The sequence below is a fragment of the Planococcus sp. TJ-307 genome (assembly GCF_058268435.1).
In genome coordinates this window covers 199,055-216,378 of sequence record NZ_JBZDOJ010000005.1, presented here as the reverse complement: position 1 = coordinate 216,378, position 17,324 = coordinate 199,055, and the positions used below count along the sequence as shown (strand labels likewise).

At 43.9% G+C, this 17,324-nt stretch carries 15 protein-coding genes; 6 read left to right on the top strand and 9 right to left on the bottom strand.

Translation table 11 applies throughout. From position 1 onward, the window contains the following. Positions 1 to 253: 253 nt before the first annotated feature. On the bottom strand, positions 254 to 1,156 hold the full coding sequence (locus AC4EHK_RS17115) for a DMT family transporter (RefSeq protein WP_490979969.1): 903 nt from the start codon (positions 1,154 to 1,156) through the stop codon (positions 254 to 256). Positions 1,157 to 1,260: 104 nt separating this feature from the next. Here AC4EHK_RS17115 and AC4EHK_RS17110 point away from each other — a divergent pair, with 104 nt between their 5' ends. Beyond that, positions 1,261 to 1,989, top strand: coding sequence for an MgtC/SapB family protein (locus tag AC4EHK_RS17110; protein WP_490979968.1), 729 nt, complete (start codon positions 1,261 to 1,263; stop codon positions 1,987 to 1,989). Positions 1,990 to 2,005: 16 nt separating this feature from the next. After that, positions 2,006 to 2,992 carry a cation diffusion facilitator family transporter gene (locus AC4EHK_RS17105; protein ID WP_490979967.1) on the top strand — a complete coding sequence of 329 codons (987 nt, stop codon included), beginning with the start codon at positions 2,006 to 2,008 and terminating at the stop codon, positions 2,990 to 2,992. A gap of 42 nt (positions 2,993 to 3,034) precedes the next feature. Here the strand turns inward: AC4EHK_RS17105 and AC4EHK_RS17100 are convergent, their stop codons facing one another. The 4 genes from AC4EHK_RS17100 to pruA form a co-directional block, all read right to left on the bottom strand. Further along, on the bottom strand, positions 3,035 to 4,198 hold the full coding sequence (locus AC4EHK_RS17100; protein ID WP_490979966.1) for an iron-containing alcohol dehydrogenase: 1,164 nt from the start codon (positions 4,196 to 4,198) through the stop codon (positions 3,035 to 3,037). A gap of 110 nt (positions 4,199 to 4,308) precedes the next feature. Continuing rightward, complete coding sequence (locus AC4EHK_RS17095) at positions 4,309 to 5,553, bottom strand: Glu/Leu/Phe/Val family dehydrogenase (protein ID WP_223641994.1); 1,245 nt, start codon at positions 5,551 to 5,553, stop codon at positions 4,309 to 4,311. An 81-nt stretch (positions 5,554 to 5,634) separates the two neighbouring features. Further along, complete coding sequence (locus AC4EHK_RS17090) at positions 5,635 to 6,828, bottom strand: ornithine--oxo-acid transaminase (protein ID WP_490979965.1); 1,194 nt, start codon at positions 6,826 to 6,828, stop codon at positions 5,635 to 5,637. A 77-nt stretch (positions 6,829 to 6,905) separates the two neighbouring features. Beyond that, positions 6,906 to 8,450 carry an L-glutamate gamma-semialdehyde dehydrogenase gene (gene pruA / locus AC4EHK_RS17085; protein ID WP_490979964.1) on the bottom strand — a complete coding sequence of 515 codons (1,545 nt, stop codon included), beginning with the start codon at positions 8,448 to 8,450 and terminating at the stop codon, positions 6,906 to 6,908. 139 nt (positions 8,451 to 8,589) lie between these two features. Here pruA and AC4EHK_RS17080 point away from each other — a divergent pair, with 139 nt between their 5' ends. Beyond that, entirely contained in the window at positions 8,590 to 9,903 is a 1,314-nt protein-coding gene (locus AC4EHK_RS17080; RefSeq protein ID WP_490979963.1) for a sigma 54-interacting transcriptional regulator, read from the top strand. A 25-nt stretch (positions 9,904 to 9,928) separates the two neighbouring features. Here the strand turns inward: AC4EHK_RS17080 and yugI are convergent, their stop codons facing one another. Together yugI and AC4EHK_RS17070 are read right to left on the bottom strand one after the other, a co-directional pair. Beyond that, positions 9,929 to 10,303: a S1 domain-containing post-transcriptional regulator GSP13 gene (gene yugI, locus AC4EHK_RS17075; protein ID WP_142828969.1), complete on the bottom strand. Its 375-nt coding sequence runs from the start codon at positions 10,301 to 10,303 to the stop codon at positions 9,929 to 9,931. A gap of 86 nt (positions 10,304 to 10,389) precedes the next feature. After that, positions 10,390 to 12,996, bottom strand: a complete 2,607-nt coding sequence (locus AC4EHK_RS17070) for an RNA polymerase sigma factor (RefSeq protein WP_490979962.1) — start codon at positions 12,994 to 12,996, stop codon at positions 10,390 to 10,392. 151 nt (positions 12,997 to 13,147) lie between these two features. Between AC4EHK_RS17070 and AC4EHK_RS17065 the strand changes: the two genes are divergently transcribed. Next, on the top strand, positions 13,148 to 14,482 hold the full coding sequence (locus AC4EHK_RS17065) for a sodium-dependent transporter (RefSeq protein WP_490979961.1): 1,335 nt from the start codon (positions 13,148 to 13,150) through the stop codon (positions 14,480 to 14,482). A 96-nt stretch (positions 14,483 to 14,578) separates the two neighbouring features. Next, on the top strand, positions 14,579 to 14,797 hold the full coding sequence (locus AC4EHK_RS17060) for a helix-turn-helix domain-containing protein (RefSeq protein ID WP_490979960.1): 219 nt from the start codon (positions 14,579 to 14,581) through the stop codon (positions 14,795 to 14,797). 55 nt (positions 14,798 to 14,852) lie between these two features. Here the strand turns inward: AC4EHK_RS17060 and AC4EHK_RS17055 are convergent, their stop codons facing one another. Beyond that, the gene (locus AC4EHK_RS17055) at positions 14,853 to 15,113 is read right to left on the bottom strand and encodes a DUF1871 family protein (RefSeq protein WP_490979959.1); all 261 of its coding nucleotides are present in this window, start codon (positions 15,111 to 15,113) and stop codon (positions 14,853 to 14,855) included. 101 nt (positions 15,114 to 15,214) lie between these two features. After that, entirely contained in the window at positions 15,215 to 15,919 is a 705-nt protein-coding gene (locus AC4EHK_RS17050) for a peptidylprolyl isomerase (RefSeq protein ID WP_490979958.1), read from the bottom strand. A 127-nt stretch (positions 15,920 to 16,046) separates the two neighbouring features. On the opposite strand from AC4EHK_RS17050, the gene AC4EHK_RS17045 reads away from it, so the two are divergent. Further along, positions 16,047 to 17,279: an MFS transporter gene (locus AC4EHK_RS17045; protein ID WP_490979957.1), complete on the top strand. Its 1,233-nt coding sequence runs from the start codon at positions 16,047 to 16,049 to the stop codon at positions 17,277 to 17,279. Positions 17,280 to 17,324 lie beyond the last annotated feature (45 nt).

Genomic DNA, 17,324 nt, shown 5'->3' with positions numbered 1-17,324 from the left:
GGTCTGAAAAGACGCGCGATTCGCTCGTGATCTGCATAACGCTGATCAGTAGTTTTGCGCGGGCCGTTTTGCGCGACCGTTGCGTTTTGTTGACGTTTTGCTGTTCAGTTTTCAAGGTTCAAGTTGTTTGCCGCGCTCATTGGCGACTTTATTAATATATCCTATTCCGTTCTCGCTGTCAATACTATTTCAAAATATTTTTCTCGAGCCGTCTTAAGGACATATATAAATATAAACCGCCACGAGCTAAAAATCAACCTTTAATTTTCAAAAAGCGCATTTTAATTTTTTGATAGTCTGCAACAAACAGTGTAATCCCCGCCAACACTATACTTCCGCCGATAATTTGAGAGGCGCTCAGGCTTTCTCCAAGGATGTAATAGGCAAGAATAGCAGCACCTACCGGCTCAAAAAGAATCGCAATTGATATGACATTGGTACTGACCCACTTCAAAGCCCAGTTGAATAAAGTATGCCCTAACAAGTTTGGAATGAGTGCTAACAGCAAAAACCACATCCACTCGGAAGCAGGATAAGGACCAAACGATTCCCCTTTGAATAAAATATAGAAGAATAACGTTATAGTACTAATGCTATAAACTACAAATGTATAGGTTACCAGTGATAACCTTTTTCTTACATCTTGGCCGAATAACAAGTAAGCAGTAATCAATGCGCAGGCAATCAACGCCAATAAATCTCCGTATAGAGCACTGCCACTTATTTTAAAATCTCCATAACCAATTAACACACTGCCTAAAATCGCAATAGCTCCAGCCACCAAAGTCTTAAGAGAAATTTTCTCATTAAAAAAGATGTAAGTTCCGGCAAAAGCGAATAAAGGCTGCAAAGTCACGAGCACAGTTGAACTGGCGACTGATGTATAGTTGAGAGATTCAAACCACAAAATAAAATGAAATGCTAAAAAGATTCCAGCTATAGAAGTAAACAGCCAATCTCTCTTGCTTAGCTTTTTAATTTCATGGGTATATTTTAGGAAAAAGATCGGGCTCATAATCAATACGGAGAACAGCATTCTATAAAAAGCGGTAACTCCTGAATCAGCTGATGTCATCTTCACAAAAATAGCTGATAGCGCTACAGAGAAAACTCCTACTATAATAGGGATATATGGATGGATAGCCGGTTTTTCCATTCAGGCACCTCTTCTTTTACTTATTTACCGACGACGCACCTAATAAGTTTGCCACTTTCCACCATCAGAATCAATATCAGAACAAGAAATGAGGGATTGTCCTTATGGAATTTTTCAGTTCATTACAAGTCTCATCGTATGAAACATTCTTTAAACTTGTGATCGCTGCTCTTTTAAGTTTAGTTATTGGGTTGGAAAGGGAATTAAAAAGAAAGCCTGTTGGATTAAAAACAAGCGTCGTTATTTCGACTTTTAGTTGCCTATTGACGATCATCTCAATTGAGTCCGCATATATTGCACAGGGCAGCCAGTATGACAATGTTAATATCACCATGGATCCGCTGCGCCTCGCCGCACAGATTGTATCGGGTATTGGTTTCTTAGGAGCCGGTGTCATATTAAAACGCGGCAATGATTCTATATCGGGATTGACGACGGCGGCTATGATTTGGGGTGCGGGTGGAATCGGTATTGCAGTGGCAGCTGGCTTTTATATAGAGGCTGTAACTGCAGTTCTGCTTGTTTTAATCGGGATTGAACTTCTGCCTCCCCTACTCTTTAAGTTTGGACCTAAACGCTTAAAGATGGTGGAAGCGAATTTAAAAGTGATCGTCGAAGATCAAGCGGCGATAAAGGAGGTGTTCAACGAATTAAAAACTGGCGGATCAGTTGTCGAAAGTATTTCCATTACTCATACAGACCAAGAGAGTACCGCTTCCTTCCACGTGGTATCGATTCGCATGTCCTTTTCACATGAAAAAGACCCAATCGATTTGTACAAAGAAATATCCGAGATGGAAAAAGTAAAACGAGTTGAAATTGAATTGATTTGATCGAGGAGGAATTTTTATGCAAGAGTTTTTTGGTTTATTGAAAAATGGCAATAAGCCGTCTTTGACGGCAGCAATCATTAATACGTTTATCGCTATTATGAAAGGAGTCGCGTTCTTTTTTACCGGAAATGTTGCAATGTTTGCGGAGACCATGCACTCGATCGGCGATGCCGCCAATCAGTATTTCGTTTTTATCGGTTCTGCCCTTTCGAAAAAAGCGCCGACTAAACGATTCCCGAATGGTTTTGGGCGTCTATTGAATATTGTATTGCTAGGAGCCGTATTGATTGTTGGGATTATGGCTTATGAAACCATTATTGAAGGCTGGCACCAAATGACTCATCCTGTTGAAGCACAAGGATTTATTATTAGTGTGGTCGTATTATCAATTGCAATTATTCTGGAATTTTTTGTTCTTTATAAAGCAGGTAAAGAAATCTTGCACGAAGCGGGTGTTGAAGGCGGTCCGATGGCTCCATTGACCACGAGCTTTAAGCATTTGGATCGAGCGAAGCCGGCTACGAAACTAGTCTTCCTTGAAGATTTGGTTGCGACTGGAGGCGGCGTATTGGCTCTGACCGCAGTATTGATTGCGCATTATACAGGCTTTCTGCAAATTGAGGGCGCGGCTTCCATTGCAATTGGCTTTATGATGCTTTATGTAGTCGGGAAAGTCTTTTTGGACAATGCCCGAGGAGCGATCGGTGAAACAGACGAACAAATGGTCAATCACATCGCTCACTTGTTGAGCGAGCATCCTGACGTACGGGACATAAAAGAATTGGAAGTTGTAAAAGAAGGCGAATTCCTTCATGTTGAAACAAAAATTGAAGTTGATCCAAATTTAAATGTCACTCAGGCCGATGCTTTGCAGGAACGTTTAGCAGAAATTCTTCTTAGCCAACCGAGTGTCAATGACGTGATTGTTTCTCTTGATGCGGACGATGGCGAAACCCATTGGAAACATCTCAGCAATCGTCCCGCCTCACTCGATCAAAAATAAACGAAAAAAAAAAGGTTCGGCGCTATGCGCTGAACCTTTTTTCTATAGAGAAGCTTGTAGAATTTCTTTGACGTCTTGGCCTTTTAATTTTGCAAAATTGCCGAATTCGCCGTAAACCATAGCTTTTTCAACCATCAAGTCTACTTTTGAATCATCAATATCGTAGTAGTCTAAGCGTGTTGGTGCCCCCAGTGAAGTCCAAAATGCTGATAATCGATCGATTCCTTCGTACGCGATATCAGACTCCGATTTTCCTGTTGGATCCACGTCGAAGACACGAACGGCCATTTGAGCAAAACGCGCAGGGTTGATTTTTACGTTGTGGCGCATCCATTGCGGGAAGAGAATTGCCAATCCACCTGCATGGGGAATATCATAAACTGCAGATACTGCGTGCTCGATATTGTGTGAACCCCAGTCGCCTCTATAGCCCATCTCAAGGAATTTGTTCAAAGCCATTGTTCCGGCAAACAGGATCGTTTCACGGTGTTCGTAGCTCTGAGGGTCTTCCATCAATTTTGGTGCCGTTTCGATGACTGCTTTTAAGACACCTTCGCACATACGGTCTTGAACCGGTGTATTCGTCGCATCATTAAAGTATTGTTCAAAAATATGGGACATCATGTCCACAATTCCGTAGACCGTGTGGTTTTCCGGTACCGATAATGTATAGGTCGGATCCAGGATTGAGAATTGCGGGAATGACAACGGGCTTCCCCATCCATATTTCTCTTGTGTTTCTTCATTGGTAATAACAGAACCCGCATTCATTTCAGAACCGGTTGCAGCGAGTGTCAGAACTGTCCCGAAAGGCAGTGCTTCTTTGGGCTGAGCTTTGCGGGAAACGAAATCCCATGCATCTCCGTCGTACTTAGCGCCACAAGCAATGAGTTTGGTGCAGTCAATGACTGAACCGCCGCCTACTGCTAAAATCATCTCTATGCCTTCTTTTTTGCAGATTTCAATGCCTTTTTTGGCAGTTGAGATCCGTGGATTTGGTTCTACTCCTGCAAGCTCGAAAACTTCCAAGTCAGCTTCTGACAACATTTGAATGACTTCGTCGTACAGGCCATTCTTTTTGATGCTGCCGCCACCATATACAAGCAATACTTTCTTGCCGAATTTCGGCAATTCTTTCTTGGCCTCTTGCAGCTGTCCTTTGCCAAAAATAAGTTTTACCGGGTTATAAAATGAAAATGCATTCATCCAATCATCCTCCTCTATTCAAATTTTATTATGGAGTTTCTCCAATCAAAAAGCAAAAGATTGAGACGGAAAAACCGCCTGGATTGGGATCCAGGCGGTTTTTTAAAGTCTTATACCCATCCACGGAAGCGTGAAGCTTCAGCAGTTCTGCGGGCGCCGACCATATAAGCTGCCAAGCGCATATCTATATTGCGTGTTGTGGCAACGTTGTAGACATTTTCAAATGCGTCTACCAGTTTTTTGTTGAGTTTTTCGTCCACTTCTTCCTGCGTCCAGTAATAACCTTGGTTATTTTGCACCCATTCAAAGTAGGAAACCGTCACTCCACCAGAGCTTGCTAAAACATCAGGAACCAATAGGATTCCGCGGTCTGTCAGCATTTTAGTGGCTTCAGCAGTTGTCGGGCCGTTCGCTGCTTCGACAACGATAGAAGCTTTAATGTCGTTGGCATTTTCTTCTGTAATTTGGTTTGCGATCGCTGCAGGTACCAGGATGTCGCAATCCAGTTCAAACAACTCTTTGTTTGTAATGGTGTTATCAAACAACGTTGTAACCGTTCCAAAGCTGTCGCGGCGATCCAATAAATAATCAATGTCTAAGCCATCCGGATCATGAAGAGCACCGTAGGCATCTGAGATTCCGACTACTTTTGCTCCAGCGTCATGCAGGAACTTCGCAAGGAAGCTTCCGGCATTGCCAAAACCTTGAATCACAACGCGCGCCCCCTGCATATCCAGTCCGCGCTTTTTGGCAGCTTCATTAATACAGATGGTGACACCTTGAGCCGTTGCTTTGTCTCGGCCTTGAGAGCCGCCAAGAACAATCGGCTTGCCCGTAATAAAGCCAGGAGAGTTGAATTCATCGATTTTGCTGTATTCATCGTACATCCACGCCATAATCTGTGAGTTCGTAAACACGTCCGGTGCCGGAATGTCTTTGTTCGGTCCGACGATCTGGCTGATCGCACGAACGTAGCCACGGCTCAATTTTTCGATTTCATGCATGGACATTTCGCGCGGGTCACAGATGATGCCGCCTTTAGCTCCGCCATAAGGCAATTCCACAATTCCACATTTCAATGTCATCCACATTGATAAAGCAATGACCTCATCACGATTTACATCCGGATGAAAACGGACTCCACCTTTTGTCGGTCCCACTGCATCACTGTGTTGAGCACGGTAACCTGTAAAGACTTTTGTTTTGCCATCATCCATCCGTACTGGAATGCGCACTTCCAAAATCCGCATCGGTTCTTTTAGAAGTTCGTACATCGCATCTTCGTATCCAAGCTTATCCAATGCAGTTTTAATAACATTCTGCGTAGACGTCAACAAGTTCAAGTTTTCAGCCATTGTATTAGTTCGCCTCTTTTTAGTTAGTAATTACTCAGCATCTAGTGTAACACATGTCAAGATTTATGTGCCATGCCGATGTTATTTAGAGAATACTTTTTGAATGCGCTCAATCGCCCAATCCAATTCATCTTTTGTGATGATCAACGGCGGCGCAAAGCGGATGACCGTGTCATGCGTTTCTTTGCAAAGAAGACCTAACTCTTTTAATTGTTCACAGTACGGTCTTGCTGCTTCTGTCAATTCCATGCCGATGAACAACCCACGGCCTCTGACTTCTTTAACAGATGGGTGTTGGATTTCACGCAATTTGCCCATGAAGTATTCACCCAGTTCCTGCGAACGCTCTGCAAGCTTCTCGTCAAGCAATACTTCCATAGAAGCAACTGATACGGCACAAGCAAGCGGATTGCCGCCAAAAGTTGAACCGTGTGAGCCTGGATTGAATACGCCAAGTACAGATTTATCAGCAACTACACATGAAATCGGGAATACCCCGCCGCCTAGTGCTTTGCCCAAGATGTACATATCCGGATTTACATCTTCCCATTCACACGCGAACATTTTGCCAGTACGTGCAAGACCGCATTGGATTTCATCCGCAATGAAAAGAACATTGTTTTCGCGGCAAAGCTCTCTCGCAGCTTTCAAGAAACCTTGTGGAGGCATAATGATTCCGGCTTCACCTTGGATCGGTTCGATCAAGAACGCAGCAGTGTTCGGCGTAATTGCATTTTTCAATGCTTCCAAGTCACCAAAAGGAACCAAGTTGATGCCAGGAAGCATCGGACCGAAACCTTTGCGGTATTCAGGATCTGATGATAACGACACAGCTGTCATTGTACGACCGTGGAAGTTGCCGTCGCACGCAATAATTTCTGCCTGATTTTCCGCAACGCCCTTAACGTCATAAGCCCAGCGGCGAGCTGCTTTAATGGCCGTTTCCACAGCTTCAGCACCAGTGTTCATTGGCAATGCCATTTCTTTGCCGGAAATGTCACAGATCATTTGGTACCAAGGAGCCAGCTTATCATTATGGAACGCACGTGAAGTCAACGTAACACGGTCTGCCTGGTCTTTTAATGCCTGGATAATTTTTGGATGGCGATGTCCTTGGTTAACAGCTGAATAAGCTGACAGCATATCCATGAATTTATTGCCTTCAGGATCTTTGACCCAAACACCTTCTGCTTCTGTAATTACGATTGGCAGTGGGTGATAGTTGTTTGCCCCGTATTTTTCTGTTTGCTCAATAATCGTTTGTGTTTGTGTCATGTAATTTCCTCCTTTTTTTAAAAAAAGGCAGACCTTAGTCTGCCTTTTAATGAATTATTATACCAGTTTCTGATTGATTAATACATTTCAGAAGTAGTTTTTGCTTGCATGTGAAGACCGATATAGTCCGGGCCGCCTGCTTTCGAATCTGTTCCAGACATGTTGAATCCGCCAAATGATTGGTACCCAACGATAGCGCCTGTACAGCCGCGGTTAAAGTAAAGGTTTCCTACATGGAAATCTTCACGTGCTTTTTCCAGGTTCGCGCGATTGTTTGTGATCACTCCGCCAGTCAAGCCATACTCGGTGTTGTTGGCGATTTCGATTGCATGGTCAAAATCTTTTGCTTTTGTCAAGCCGACAACCGGGCCGAAGATTTCTTCCTGCATAATGCGCGCCTGCGGATCAAGATCAGCAAAAACAGTTGGGTTAACGAAGAAACCTTTAGAATCGTCGCCGTCTCCACCAGCAACCAAACGTCCTTCTTCTTTGCCGATTTCGATATAGTCCATGATTTTTTTGTATGAGTTGCCATCAATAACAGGCCCCATGTAGTTGGATTGATCAACCGGATCACCGATCGTCAATTCTTTTGTCAATTCAATTACGCGTTCCAAAACGGTATCGTAAACATCTTCAACGATAACCGCACGTGAACCCGCTGAACATTTCTGTCCGCTAAAGCCAAATGCTGATTTTACAATTGATTGTGCAGCAAGCTCAAGATCCGCTTCCTTGTCCACCACCATTGTGTTCTTGCCGCCCATTTCAGCAATCAGGCGTTTCATCCAAACTTGTCCTTCGTTTACTTTTGAAGAACGTTCTGCAATGCGCAGGCCGACTTCTTTTGAACCCGTAAATGAGATAAAGCGTGTATTCGCGTGATCTACCAAGTAATCTCCAACTTCAGAGCCTGGTCCAGGAATGTAGTTGACTACGCCTCGCGGCATGCCCGCTTCTTCCAGAACTTCAATGAATTTGTAAGCCACAACCGGTGTAGTTGAAGCTGGCTTTAATAGAACCGTGTTTCCTGCAACCATTGCAGCAACTGTTGTTCCAGCCATAATCGCAAAGGCAAAGTTCCATGGAGAGATAACAACGCCTACCCCCAATGGAATGTAGTCATAGCGGTTGTCTTCGCCTGGACGGCTTTCTACTGGCATGCCATCTTTCAAGCGCAGCATTTGGCGAGCGTAGTATTCCAGGAAATCGATGGCTTCTGCAGTATCCGCATCTGCCTCGTTCCACGGCTTACCGGCTTCTTTTGTCAAAAGTGCTGAGAATTCGTGCTTGCGGCGACGAACAATCGCAGCTGCTCTCATCAAAACATCAGCGCGAATTTCGGGTTTCACTTTTTTCCAAGTTTTAAAAGCTTCATCAGCTGCCTGCATTGCCTGCTCAGCCAATTCTTTAGTTGATTTTGACACGCGGCCAATAAGTTCTTCTTTATTTGAAGGGTTAAACGAAACAATTTTATCTTCAGTGGTTACGCGTTCGCCACCAATAATCAACGGATAGTCTTGGCCCAGGTAAGCTTCAACTGTTTTCAAGCCTTCCAGAAAGTCTGTGCGGTTTTGGTCAATCGAAAAATCTGTGAATGGTTCGTGTTTGTAGGGAATCATGTAAATCCTCCTTGAGTTTTAAGTAAGCGCAAAAAAAATTTGCACTTTTAAACTGTTTCCACTTATAATAATGCAAAAGATTGTTGCATAATTCAAGTGTTTTTATTTAAAAAGTCAAAATAATTTTGGAGTGAACAGCATGAAACCGGAAAAAAACGATTTATCGCCGTTCTATAAATTTGCTGGAGAACACGTGGCCATCGGGATTCACGCCATCGATCTCAAAGGAAAAACCGTCTTATATAATAAAAAAATGAGGGAAATTGAAGGGTTCGACTTTGAGGAACTGGCGGACCGTTCGCTGCTTGAAATGTTCCGATTCGACCAACATGAAAGTACCCTGCTGCAAGTTTTGCAAAGCGGAACACCGGTTTTTAACGTTAAGCAAACGTACTGGAACCGTAAAGGCCAGGAAATCACCACCATCAATGATACGTATCCTGTCCGCGATGGAGAAACTTTAATTGGAGCCATCGAATTATCACGCGACGTGACTACTCTAGAAAAAGTGATTTATCAGCCGCTCCGAAAATACGATGAGCCCATTACCTTCTCGACCATTACCGCTGTATCAAAAAGCATGAAAAAAGTAATTGCTACAGCCGAAAAAGCAGCAACGGCGAAACTGCCAGTGCTGCTGGTCGGGGAGTCGGGAACCGGCAAAGAATTAATTGCCGAAGCGATTCACTGGGCACACTCATCCGACAGGCAGATGTATACACTGTACTGCCACGGAACGGATGGCTCTATCATTGATCAATTGGGAGAAGACATCCAGAAAGTCGGTGATGGCACGATTTACTGCGAACGAATCGATTTGCTGCCGCTGTCTTTGCAGGAACAGTTGCTGGAAATGGCTGAGGAAGGTTCGCGCGGCAATACGTATTTCATCGCCAGTGTCGGTGACGATCCGGTTGAATTGATCTCTTCGAATAAATTATTGAAGGACTTGTTTTACTTCTTTTCCTCAATGACCATCAAAGTAGAACCACTGCGCTCCCGAAAAGAAGACATTTTGCCGTTTGTAGAAGACTACTTTTCCCGCCACCGGATGAAGGTCGGTTCAGTTGTCCGCGGATTGGATCCAGAAGTCAGTGACTTGCTGCATGCATACGACTGGCCAGGAAATTTAAAAGAACTTGAACTCTTGCTTGATGAGACCACTTCCATGCTGACAACGCAGGAAATCGTTACAGCCGACATGATGCCTCATCATTTCAAGCTTAAAAGTGATTTAAAGGATGCCCTGAAGCCTGAAGACTTTATTGTTCAATCAAATACGGAGCTTGTGCCTTTAGAAGAATATTTATTTGAGGCTGAGATGTACTATCTGCAAAAAGCGATGGATTTAAACAGCGGTAATGTAACAAAAGCCGCTGCCGCTCTCGGCATGAGCCGCCAAAATTTGCAGTACCGGTTACGAAAAATCAAAAAAAACGAAGCGCAGACATGATGTCTGTGCTTCGTTTTATGTTGTCTTACTGCCCAGAGCGTTTGATCCACTCTTGCATTTTGTCTTTCAACGAATTGAATCCTTCAGAATCGCTTTCGTTAACGTGTGATTGAAGAGATTGTTTTGGCTTTTCAGTTCTTTGAGCTGCTGGTGGCTGCTCTTGAAGTGCGCGGATTGACAAGCTGATTTTTTTAGATTTTTCATCAACTTCCAATACTTTCACGTCAACTTCTTGTCCTACTGCCAAATACTCACTTACTTCTTTTACGTAACCGTGAGTGATTTCTGAAATGTGAACCAATCCTTGTGTTTGGTCGTCTAAAGCTACGAATGCACCGTATGGCTGGATTCCAGTTACTTTACCTGAAACCGTATCGCCTGTTTGGTATGTTTTTGTCATGTTTACCCGCTCCTAGTCATATCTAATTGTCCTGTACACCTATTGGCATCTGTATATTATAGCACAGGTATATGCTTAGAGCAAAATCAGAAATTTTTTAAGTTTTCCATCCGCCATCCGACCGCAGTTTTTTCCATGAAATACATTTCCTGAATCGCGCTAGTTGGAGATTCAGTGACATATTTTATGTCAACGATGCCACTCAAATGAGTTGGCATGTTGGGGCTGAAATGAGTCCTGAAAGTAAGTTGCTCCAGTTCCGAAAATGGACGGAAGCTGGAAAGGTCCAGAAAGTACTGCAACTCTTCGTTGGTCCAGTCGGTTTCTGCCATCAGTTTTTTCATCACAGCAACATCTTCGTTTTCAGCAGCCTTGAAAAATACGCCAGCCACTTCTCCCGCTCCTGTTTCAGCCGGCAATTGGTTCTGGGAGTGATCCGATATTGACGCATAGAGAGAATCAATCGTTTGTACAAACTGTTGATTTTCATCTAGCAAATCATACGTATTGTATTGCTGGTAGTCGATTTGCCAAATTTGGTCTTTCTCTGTAACCAATACTGCATCTAATCGTTCAAGAAATTCATCTGAACCGACTTGTGGATAAATATAAACCTTATCTTTCATCCGCCCTTTATGAGAATCTGCGGAGAGTTCGATCCAATTTGCGTTTTCCGTCAGTTCTGGGATTGGCTGCCACACTTCTTGAAACACTTCGAGTGTCGGTTTGATCGGACTGTTTGCCAGCAAATGCCAAAGTGTTTCCGTATCATCCAGTTTATTGGCGTAATGATACATAAACAGCACATCAAGAGGTGGTACCCCCGCCAAAATCTGCAGATCATAAGAGGATTCGAATGACTCATATAGAGATTCAATCCGGCTATAGTCAAAATCCTTTAGGTCCACCAATTCATCCTCAATCACTAAGTTGCCATTGGGCAGCTTATCAGCGAGTTCACCTGACTTTTCCATTTCCAGAGCATCCGCCAAGTCATCGAACTTCAAATCATCATAATGCTCAGATGACGTCCAATCACTCGCTTCCATTTCTTCAAGGATCGGCAGCATCAAATAGGCTATTGGATTAGAAGAAGACACACCATTCCAAGCCTCGCGGTATTCTATTTTCACTTTTCCTTCTTCATCAAAAACCGGGAAATTGCCGCTGCCTTTTACCAACTGCCAAAAAGTTTGCAAATAGGCCACTTCTACTCCATCAAACAAAGCTGGTACTTCGTCTTCTTCCAATAATGCTTGCTCCATGGTAATTAAGTGCTGCGGAATCGTATCTAGAGGCACCAAAAAGCCACTACTATCAAAGTAAGGTTCGATGCTTAATACATTCAAATATTGCCAAGCGTATGGATCGTTCATAATCGGTTGTTGCTGATTTACAAAACTTACATCTCGCACCGTTCTAAACCGATTTTCGTTGGGGTGTGCGACCACGAATAGATTGGATTCAGGTAGAGCTTCCACAACCATGCGCAGCTCTTCGGGATAGCTTTCTGTTTGCGCCAGCAATTTTTCCGGTGACAGCTGGTCCATGACAATTGTCGATTCCAATTCCTGCCGATATTTCATTAGAATGCTATCCGCAAATACACGCAACTCATCGGTCTTAGCCGCATAATCTTGTAAAAAAACTTCCACTTCGTCGCTCAGTATAGAATTGCCCACCGATAAGGACTGCACCATGCCCCGTGGTGTTTCGACTTCCCTGAAAAGCCGCTCCACCTTGAACTGCAATTCAATAGGATCTTCTTTAAATGATTCGAGCGTTTCTTCACTGAAAACAAGTTCCATTTCGCTGTCAGCTCGTTTGACATACTCCAGTTGTTCATACTGTTCTTGAGTCATACCTAACCGTGCCGGCGAGGTTCTTTTAATGGTTTCGTATTGGCTGCGCCAATCTGCAACCATTTCGTCAGTCACTATGTCTTCTTGCTGAAAAACGGTAGTTCCTGCAGTTGATGATTGTTGATTCGTGACAGCAAAAGTTGCGCCAATGACCACAGCCAGAAATAAGGCTGCAGCTCCCAATACAATTGCCGTTTTTTTCTGCACGCGTGGCTGTGCCGATTGGAGAAGCATAGCATCTGTGGCACCAATGGACTTTTTTTCCGGTTGCTGTTGTCTAAAAGGAGGTGGTGGCGTAAAACGCTGGTACGATTTTTGAAGCATCGCCAGCCTTTGCGTTATCTGCAGCTCGTTCAACTGCAATTGAGATTGCAATTTCTGCAGTCCTTCATTCTTCAGCTCAACAAACCGTGATTCGGATTTTTTTGTAATCGTTAGGACTTCCTCTAAAGAAAGCTCTTGAAAATAAAACAAAGCTAGACAAATCCTTTGAGCCAGTTCCAATTGTTGCAGTGCATCGTGCAATTCCTGGTCTTCCAAAAACCCAAGAACTTGATGCTGTCTTTTGCTTTCGACTGAAAAATCCAGTAGTGATGCCTCATGAATGATCAGTTTGTAGAGTTCGATTTCTGCCTCTCTGGATGTGAGTTTTTCTAGTTGTGCATAAAGCGGCTCAATTGTGCGCTGTTGAAAGGCCGGCAGATGTTCGATAGAAACGCCTACTTGATATGCGAAGCGGCCCGTATTCGGTTGGACACAGTCGATCCATGTATTAAAAGCGGAGCTGTCTCCTTTTTGTGCTTGTCTGTATAGATCCTTTAGAGAAGTCATTGCCCCACCCCTTTTATTTATCGGAATAATCATTTTATTTATTTAATAGATACTTATACGCACCAAACCCTGCAGCGTTTCAAAAACTGCTATTTTTTTTAGTGCCGCTCGTGTAAAATGAGGAAATCTATATGAAATAGGAGTGATGAAGTTGAAGAAACGTGAACAATGGAGTTCCAAATTGGGCTTTATTCTTGCAGCCGCAGGAAGTGCCATCGGTTTAGGCGCCATTTGGAAGTTCCCCTATGAAACTGGCGCAAATGGCGGCAGTGTGTTTATCCTGTTGTTCATCATCAGCACTGTGGCCATTGGATTGCCGATCCTTCTTGCTGAATTTGTCATCGGCCGCAGAGGCCAGGCAGATGCAGTCAGTGGATTGAAAAAACAAGCTCCCGGGAAACCGTGGTATTTGATCGGCTGGTCCGGATTTATTTTTTCATTTTTGATTTTATCCTTTTACAGTGTCGTAGGCGGATGGGTCTTGTCTTACCTTGGACGTGCTGTGCTGTTCCAGCTGTCCGATCTAGGGGACAATGATTTTGCGGAACTGTTTACCGGCATCATCACAAATCCATGGGAAGTCCTGCTTGCCCAAGCCGCGTTCATGGGACTGACAATTTGGATCGTACAAGGCGGCATCAAAGGCGGCATCGAGCGCGCCAGCAAAATCATGATGCCCGCTTTATTAATTTTCTTTGTCGTGTTGATGGTTCGTTCGCTAACACTTGACGGTGCCATGGAAGGCGTGCGCTTTATGTTCGTTCCCGATTGGTCTTTCTTTAATTTTGAAACAGCCTTGATTGCGCTTGGCCAAGCCTTTTTCTCCCTGAGTGTCGGTGTTGCTGGTATGATCACTTATGCATCATACTTGTCAAAATCGGAAAACCTAACGCGGTCTTCCGTCAGTGTTGTATCCCTCAACATTGTCATCTCGATTATGGCAGGATTGATTATCTTCCCAGCTGTTTTCGCTTTGGGTTATACCCCTGATCAAGGCCCTGGATTGGTATTCATTATTTTGCCAGCCATATTCGACCAACTGTTTATGGGTGAGTTTTTGATGATCATCTTCTTTGTACTTTTGCTGTTTGCAACATTGACTTCGTCAATCTCCATGCTGGAAATTACGGTTTCCATTGGCGTCAAGAGCAAGTACGATCGCCGCCGCCGTGTTGCTTTAATTTTTGGGCTGATGATTTTCGTCGTCGGGATTCCAAGCGCATTGTCTTTCGGCGTCATGCCGCAGGAAATCTTCTTCGGCTTCACATTCTTCGACTTTGTTGATACGTTGACCAGCCGAATCGGGTTGCCGCTTGGTGCCTTATTCACCGCGTTATTCGCAGGCTACGTGCTGACAAAAGAAGATGCGCATAACGAATTATCGCAGCAAAAAGTATGGGTTGATGTTTGGCGCGTACTGGTTCGCTACGTCGCACCCGTTGCGATTATTGTGGTCTTTATCCAAGGAATCATTGCCATTTTTTGATCTATCTGTTTGAAAAATGCCACAACTTATCCTACCGAAAAATACCGGTGCGTGATAGTATATAAATAGAAGAAAGTTCCATATATGAAGGAGTGCATGAATTTGAAAAACGATTTACACGCCCAACTAAAAGCGCTTCGTGAAGAGCGCAACCTCTCATTAGATGAACTGGCTCTTAAAACAAGAATTGGCGTTGCCAAGCTTCAAGCTTACGAAAGCGGCGAAGAAGTGCCATCCAATTCTACTATTCTTATTCTTTCAAATGCATTGGAAGTCCCTGCTTCTAACTTAGTGGACGGCTTAGGATCTAAATAAGGATTCGACCCAAAAGAGCGTTCAGCGAAAATTCGCTGAACGCTCTTTTTTGGTTTCAAATAATGTGTTTTGCCTCGTATTTAAGCGCAATTAGTTTGTATGAAATATCCACACATTGTTCCAGCGGAATCCATTTTTTAAACGAGTCTTCGTAGATGCGCTGAATCTCTTTTGCGAGTTCCGACGGATGGTCCAGCACGTGCAGTTGAGCAACCACTTCCCCAATTTCTGCATCGTACAACTCGGAACCAATGGAAAAAGGGTCCCATTCTTCCATCACAGCACCGGCTCTTCTGTTCATTTCATTTGTATCCATTTGATTTCACCTATCAATTCTTCAACATTAACAGCTATAATAACATACACCAAAAAACAAAAGCAGAAAAACCTTTCATCCAAGGTTTTTCTGCAATCTGTTTATTGTTCCAATATTTCAATAGAATCAATGGTCACATCTTCAACCGGCTTGTCTTCTGCGGTTTCAACAGCTGCGATGGCATCTATAACTTCCATGCCTTCAATTACTTGGCCGAATACGGTGTGTTGGCCATCAAGCCAAAACGCGCCACCCTGCTCCAAGTAAGCATCCCGTATTTCTTCCGGGTATTCGACAGTGAAGTCGGCTTCATCTACTGCTGTCGGTCCTTGAACGATAAAAAACTGGCTGCCATTCGTTCCCGGTCCAGCATTCGCCATTGACAAGGCCCCTCGAATATTAAAGAGATGGTCATGGAATTCGTCTTCAAACGGTGTGCCGTAGATGCTTTCACCACCACCGCCTGTTCCGGTCGGATCTCCCGTCTGAATCATGAAATCTTCCATGACGCGGTGGAATGTCAGGCCGTCATAATAGCCGTCCTCAGCATGCGTCAAAAAGTTCTCGACTGCTTTAGGTGCAACATCTGGAAACAGCTTGATCTGCATCGTTCCCATTGACGTAGTGAACTCAACAAGTGATTCGTTTTCAGCAACTTCGGCAGATAACTGTGGGTAGCCGTCTACTTCCACTGCTTCACTCTCGGTTGACTCAGGCGTTTCTTCCGTCACTGTATCTGCCTCCTGCCCCGAGCATGCGCCCAAGAATAAGGCCAATAAAATTGGTGCCGTCATTATTTTTTTCATCTTTTTCACCCCGCCTTATTTTAGCACAGAAATTTTTTGAATTCACTGGTAAGTTTTAGCGCTTTTTTCGTGTGACGAAATAATATATAATAAGAACAGATGCTCCTCTTAGAAAGAAGGGTTCCTTATGGATACTCAGAAAAAGAATTTCTTTATTATCATGTTCACCAATTTCCTGGTTGCCGGCAGCACTACCATGATTATGCCATTTTTATCGCTGTATATTGAATCACTTGGCGATTTTACAGACGAGTATGTCCAGCGCTGGTCCGGACTAGTATTTGGTGTCACGTTCGTTGCTGCCTTAATCATGTCCCCGATTTGGGGGCGCATTGCTGATAAATATGGCTTTAAGCCTATTTTAATCATTAACGGATTCGGCATCGCCATTAGCATCTTCTTAATGGGAACAGCTGATTCTGTTTCAGAACTGTTCTTGATTCGTTTGTTCATGGGGGTTGTGACAGGATTCATCCCAACTTCGCTGGCATTTGTCAGCTCCCAAACACCGAAAGAAACAGCCGGGAAAACGCTTGGTACGCTGCAAATGGGCAGTGTCTCAGGTACGCTCTTCGGACCCGTAATTGGCGGCTTGATGGCAGATGCTTTCGGATTTGAATACACCTTTCTGATCACAGCTAGCATTATTGCCATTGCTGCATTGTTTGTGGTCTTTGGCCTGCATGAGATCAAACGCGTAAAATTAAAAGATGCTCACATCTACGCACCCAAGACCATCGTTAGTGGAATATTGAGCCATCGCTTGATGCTGAACGTTATGATCATCACCGCTTTGATTCAAATCGGCAATTTCAGTATTCAGCCGCTGTTGTCTCTTTATGTCGCAGAGTTAACCGAAGGCAGCGCCCAAGTGGCATTTCTTGCCGGGATTACATTCAGTGCAACCGGCGTCGGCAATTTGCTGTTTGCACGCCGCTGGGGAAGACTAGGCGATTCAATTGGCTACGAGAAAGTACTCGGTTTTCTGCTGCTGCTCGCTTTTGTCTTTATCATTCCCCAAGCTTTTGTCACCGAGCTTTGGCAATTGATTGTTTTGCGCTTGCTGTTCGGTATTGCTGTCGGTGGAATGATTCCCACAACGACTGCCTTAATGCGCCGTGAAGCACCCATTGAAATCCAGGGAGAGATTATGGGATACAACACCAGCTTCCGATTTCTTGGAAACATTGTCGGTCCAATGTTTGGGGGTATTCTCAGCGGCTTTATCGGGATTTCTTCGGTCTTTATCGTAACCGGTGTGCTGTTTGTTATTGGTTTTGCTTTCCTTCGCTATACATTGGCGAAACCGCAACAGGATTTTGAAGATGTCTTACTGGAACAGGAACTGAAAAACATGTAATCAAAACCCGGTTTTCAACTGAAAATCGGGTTTTTTGCTGCTTAA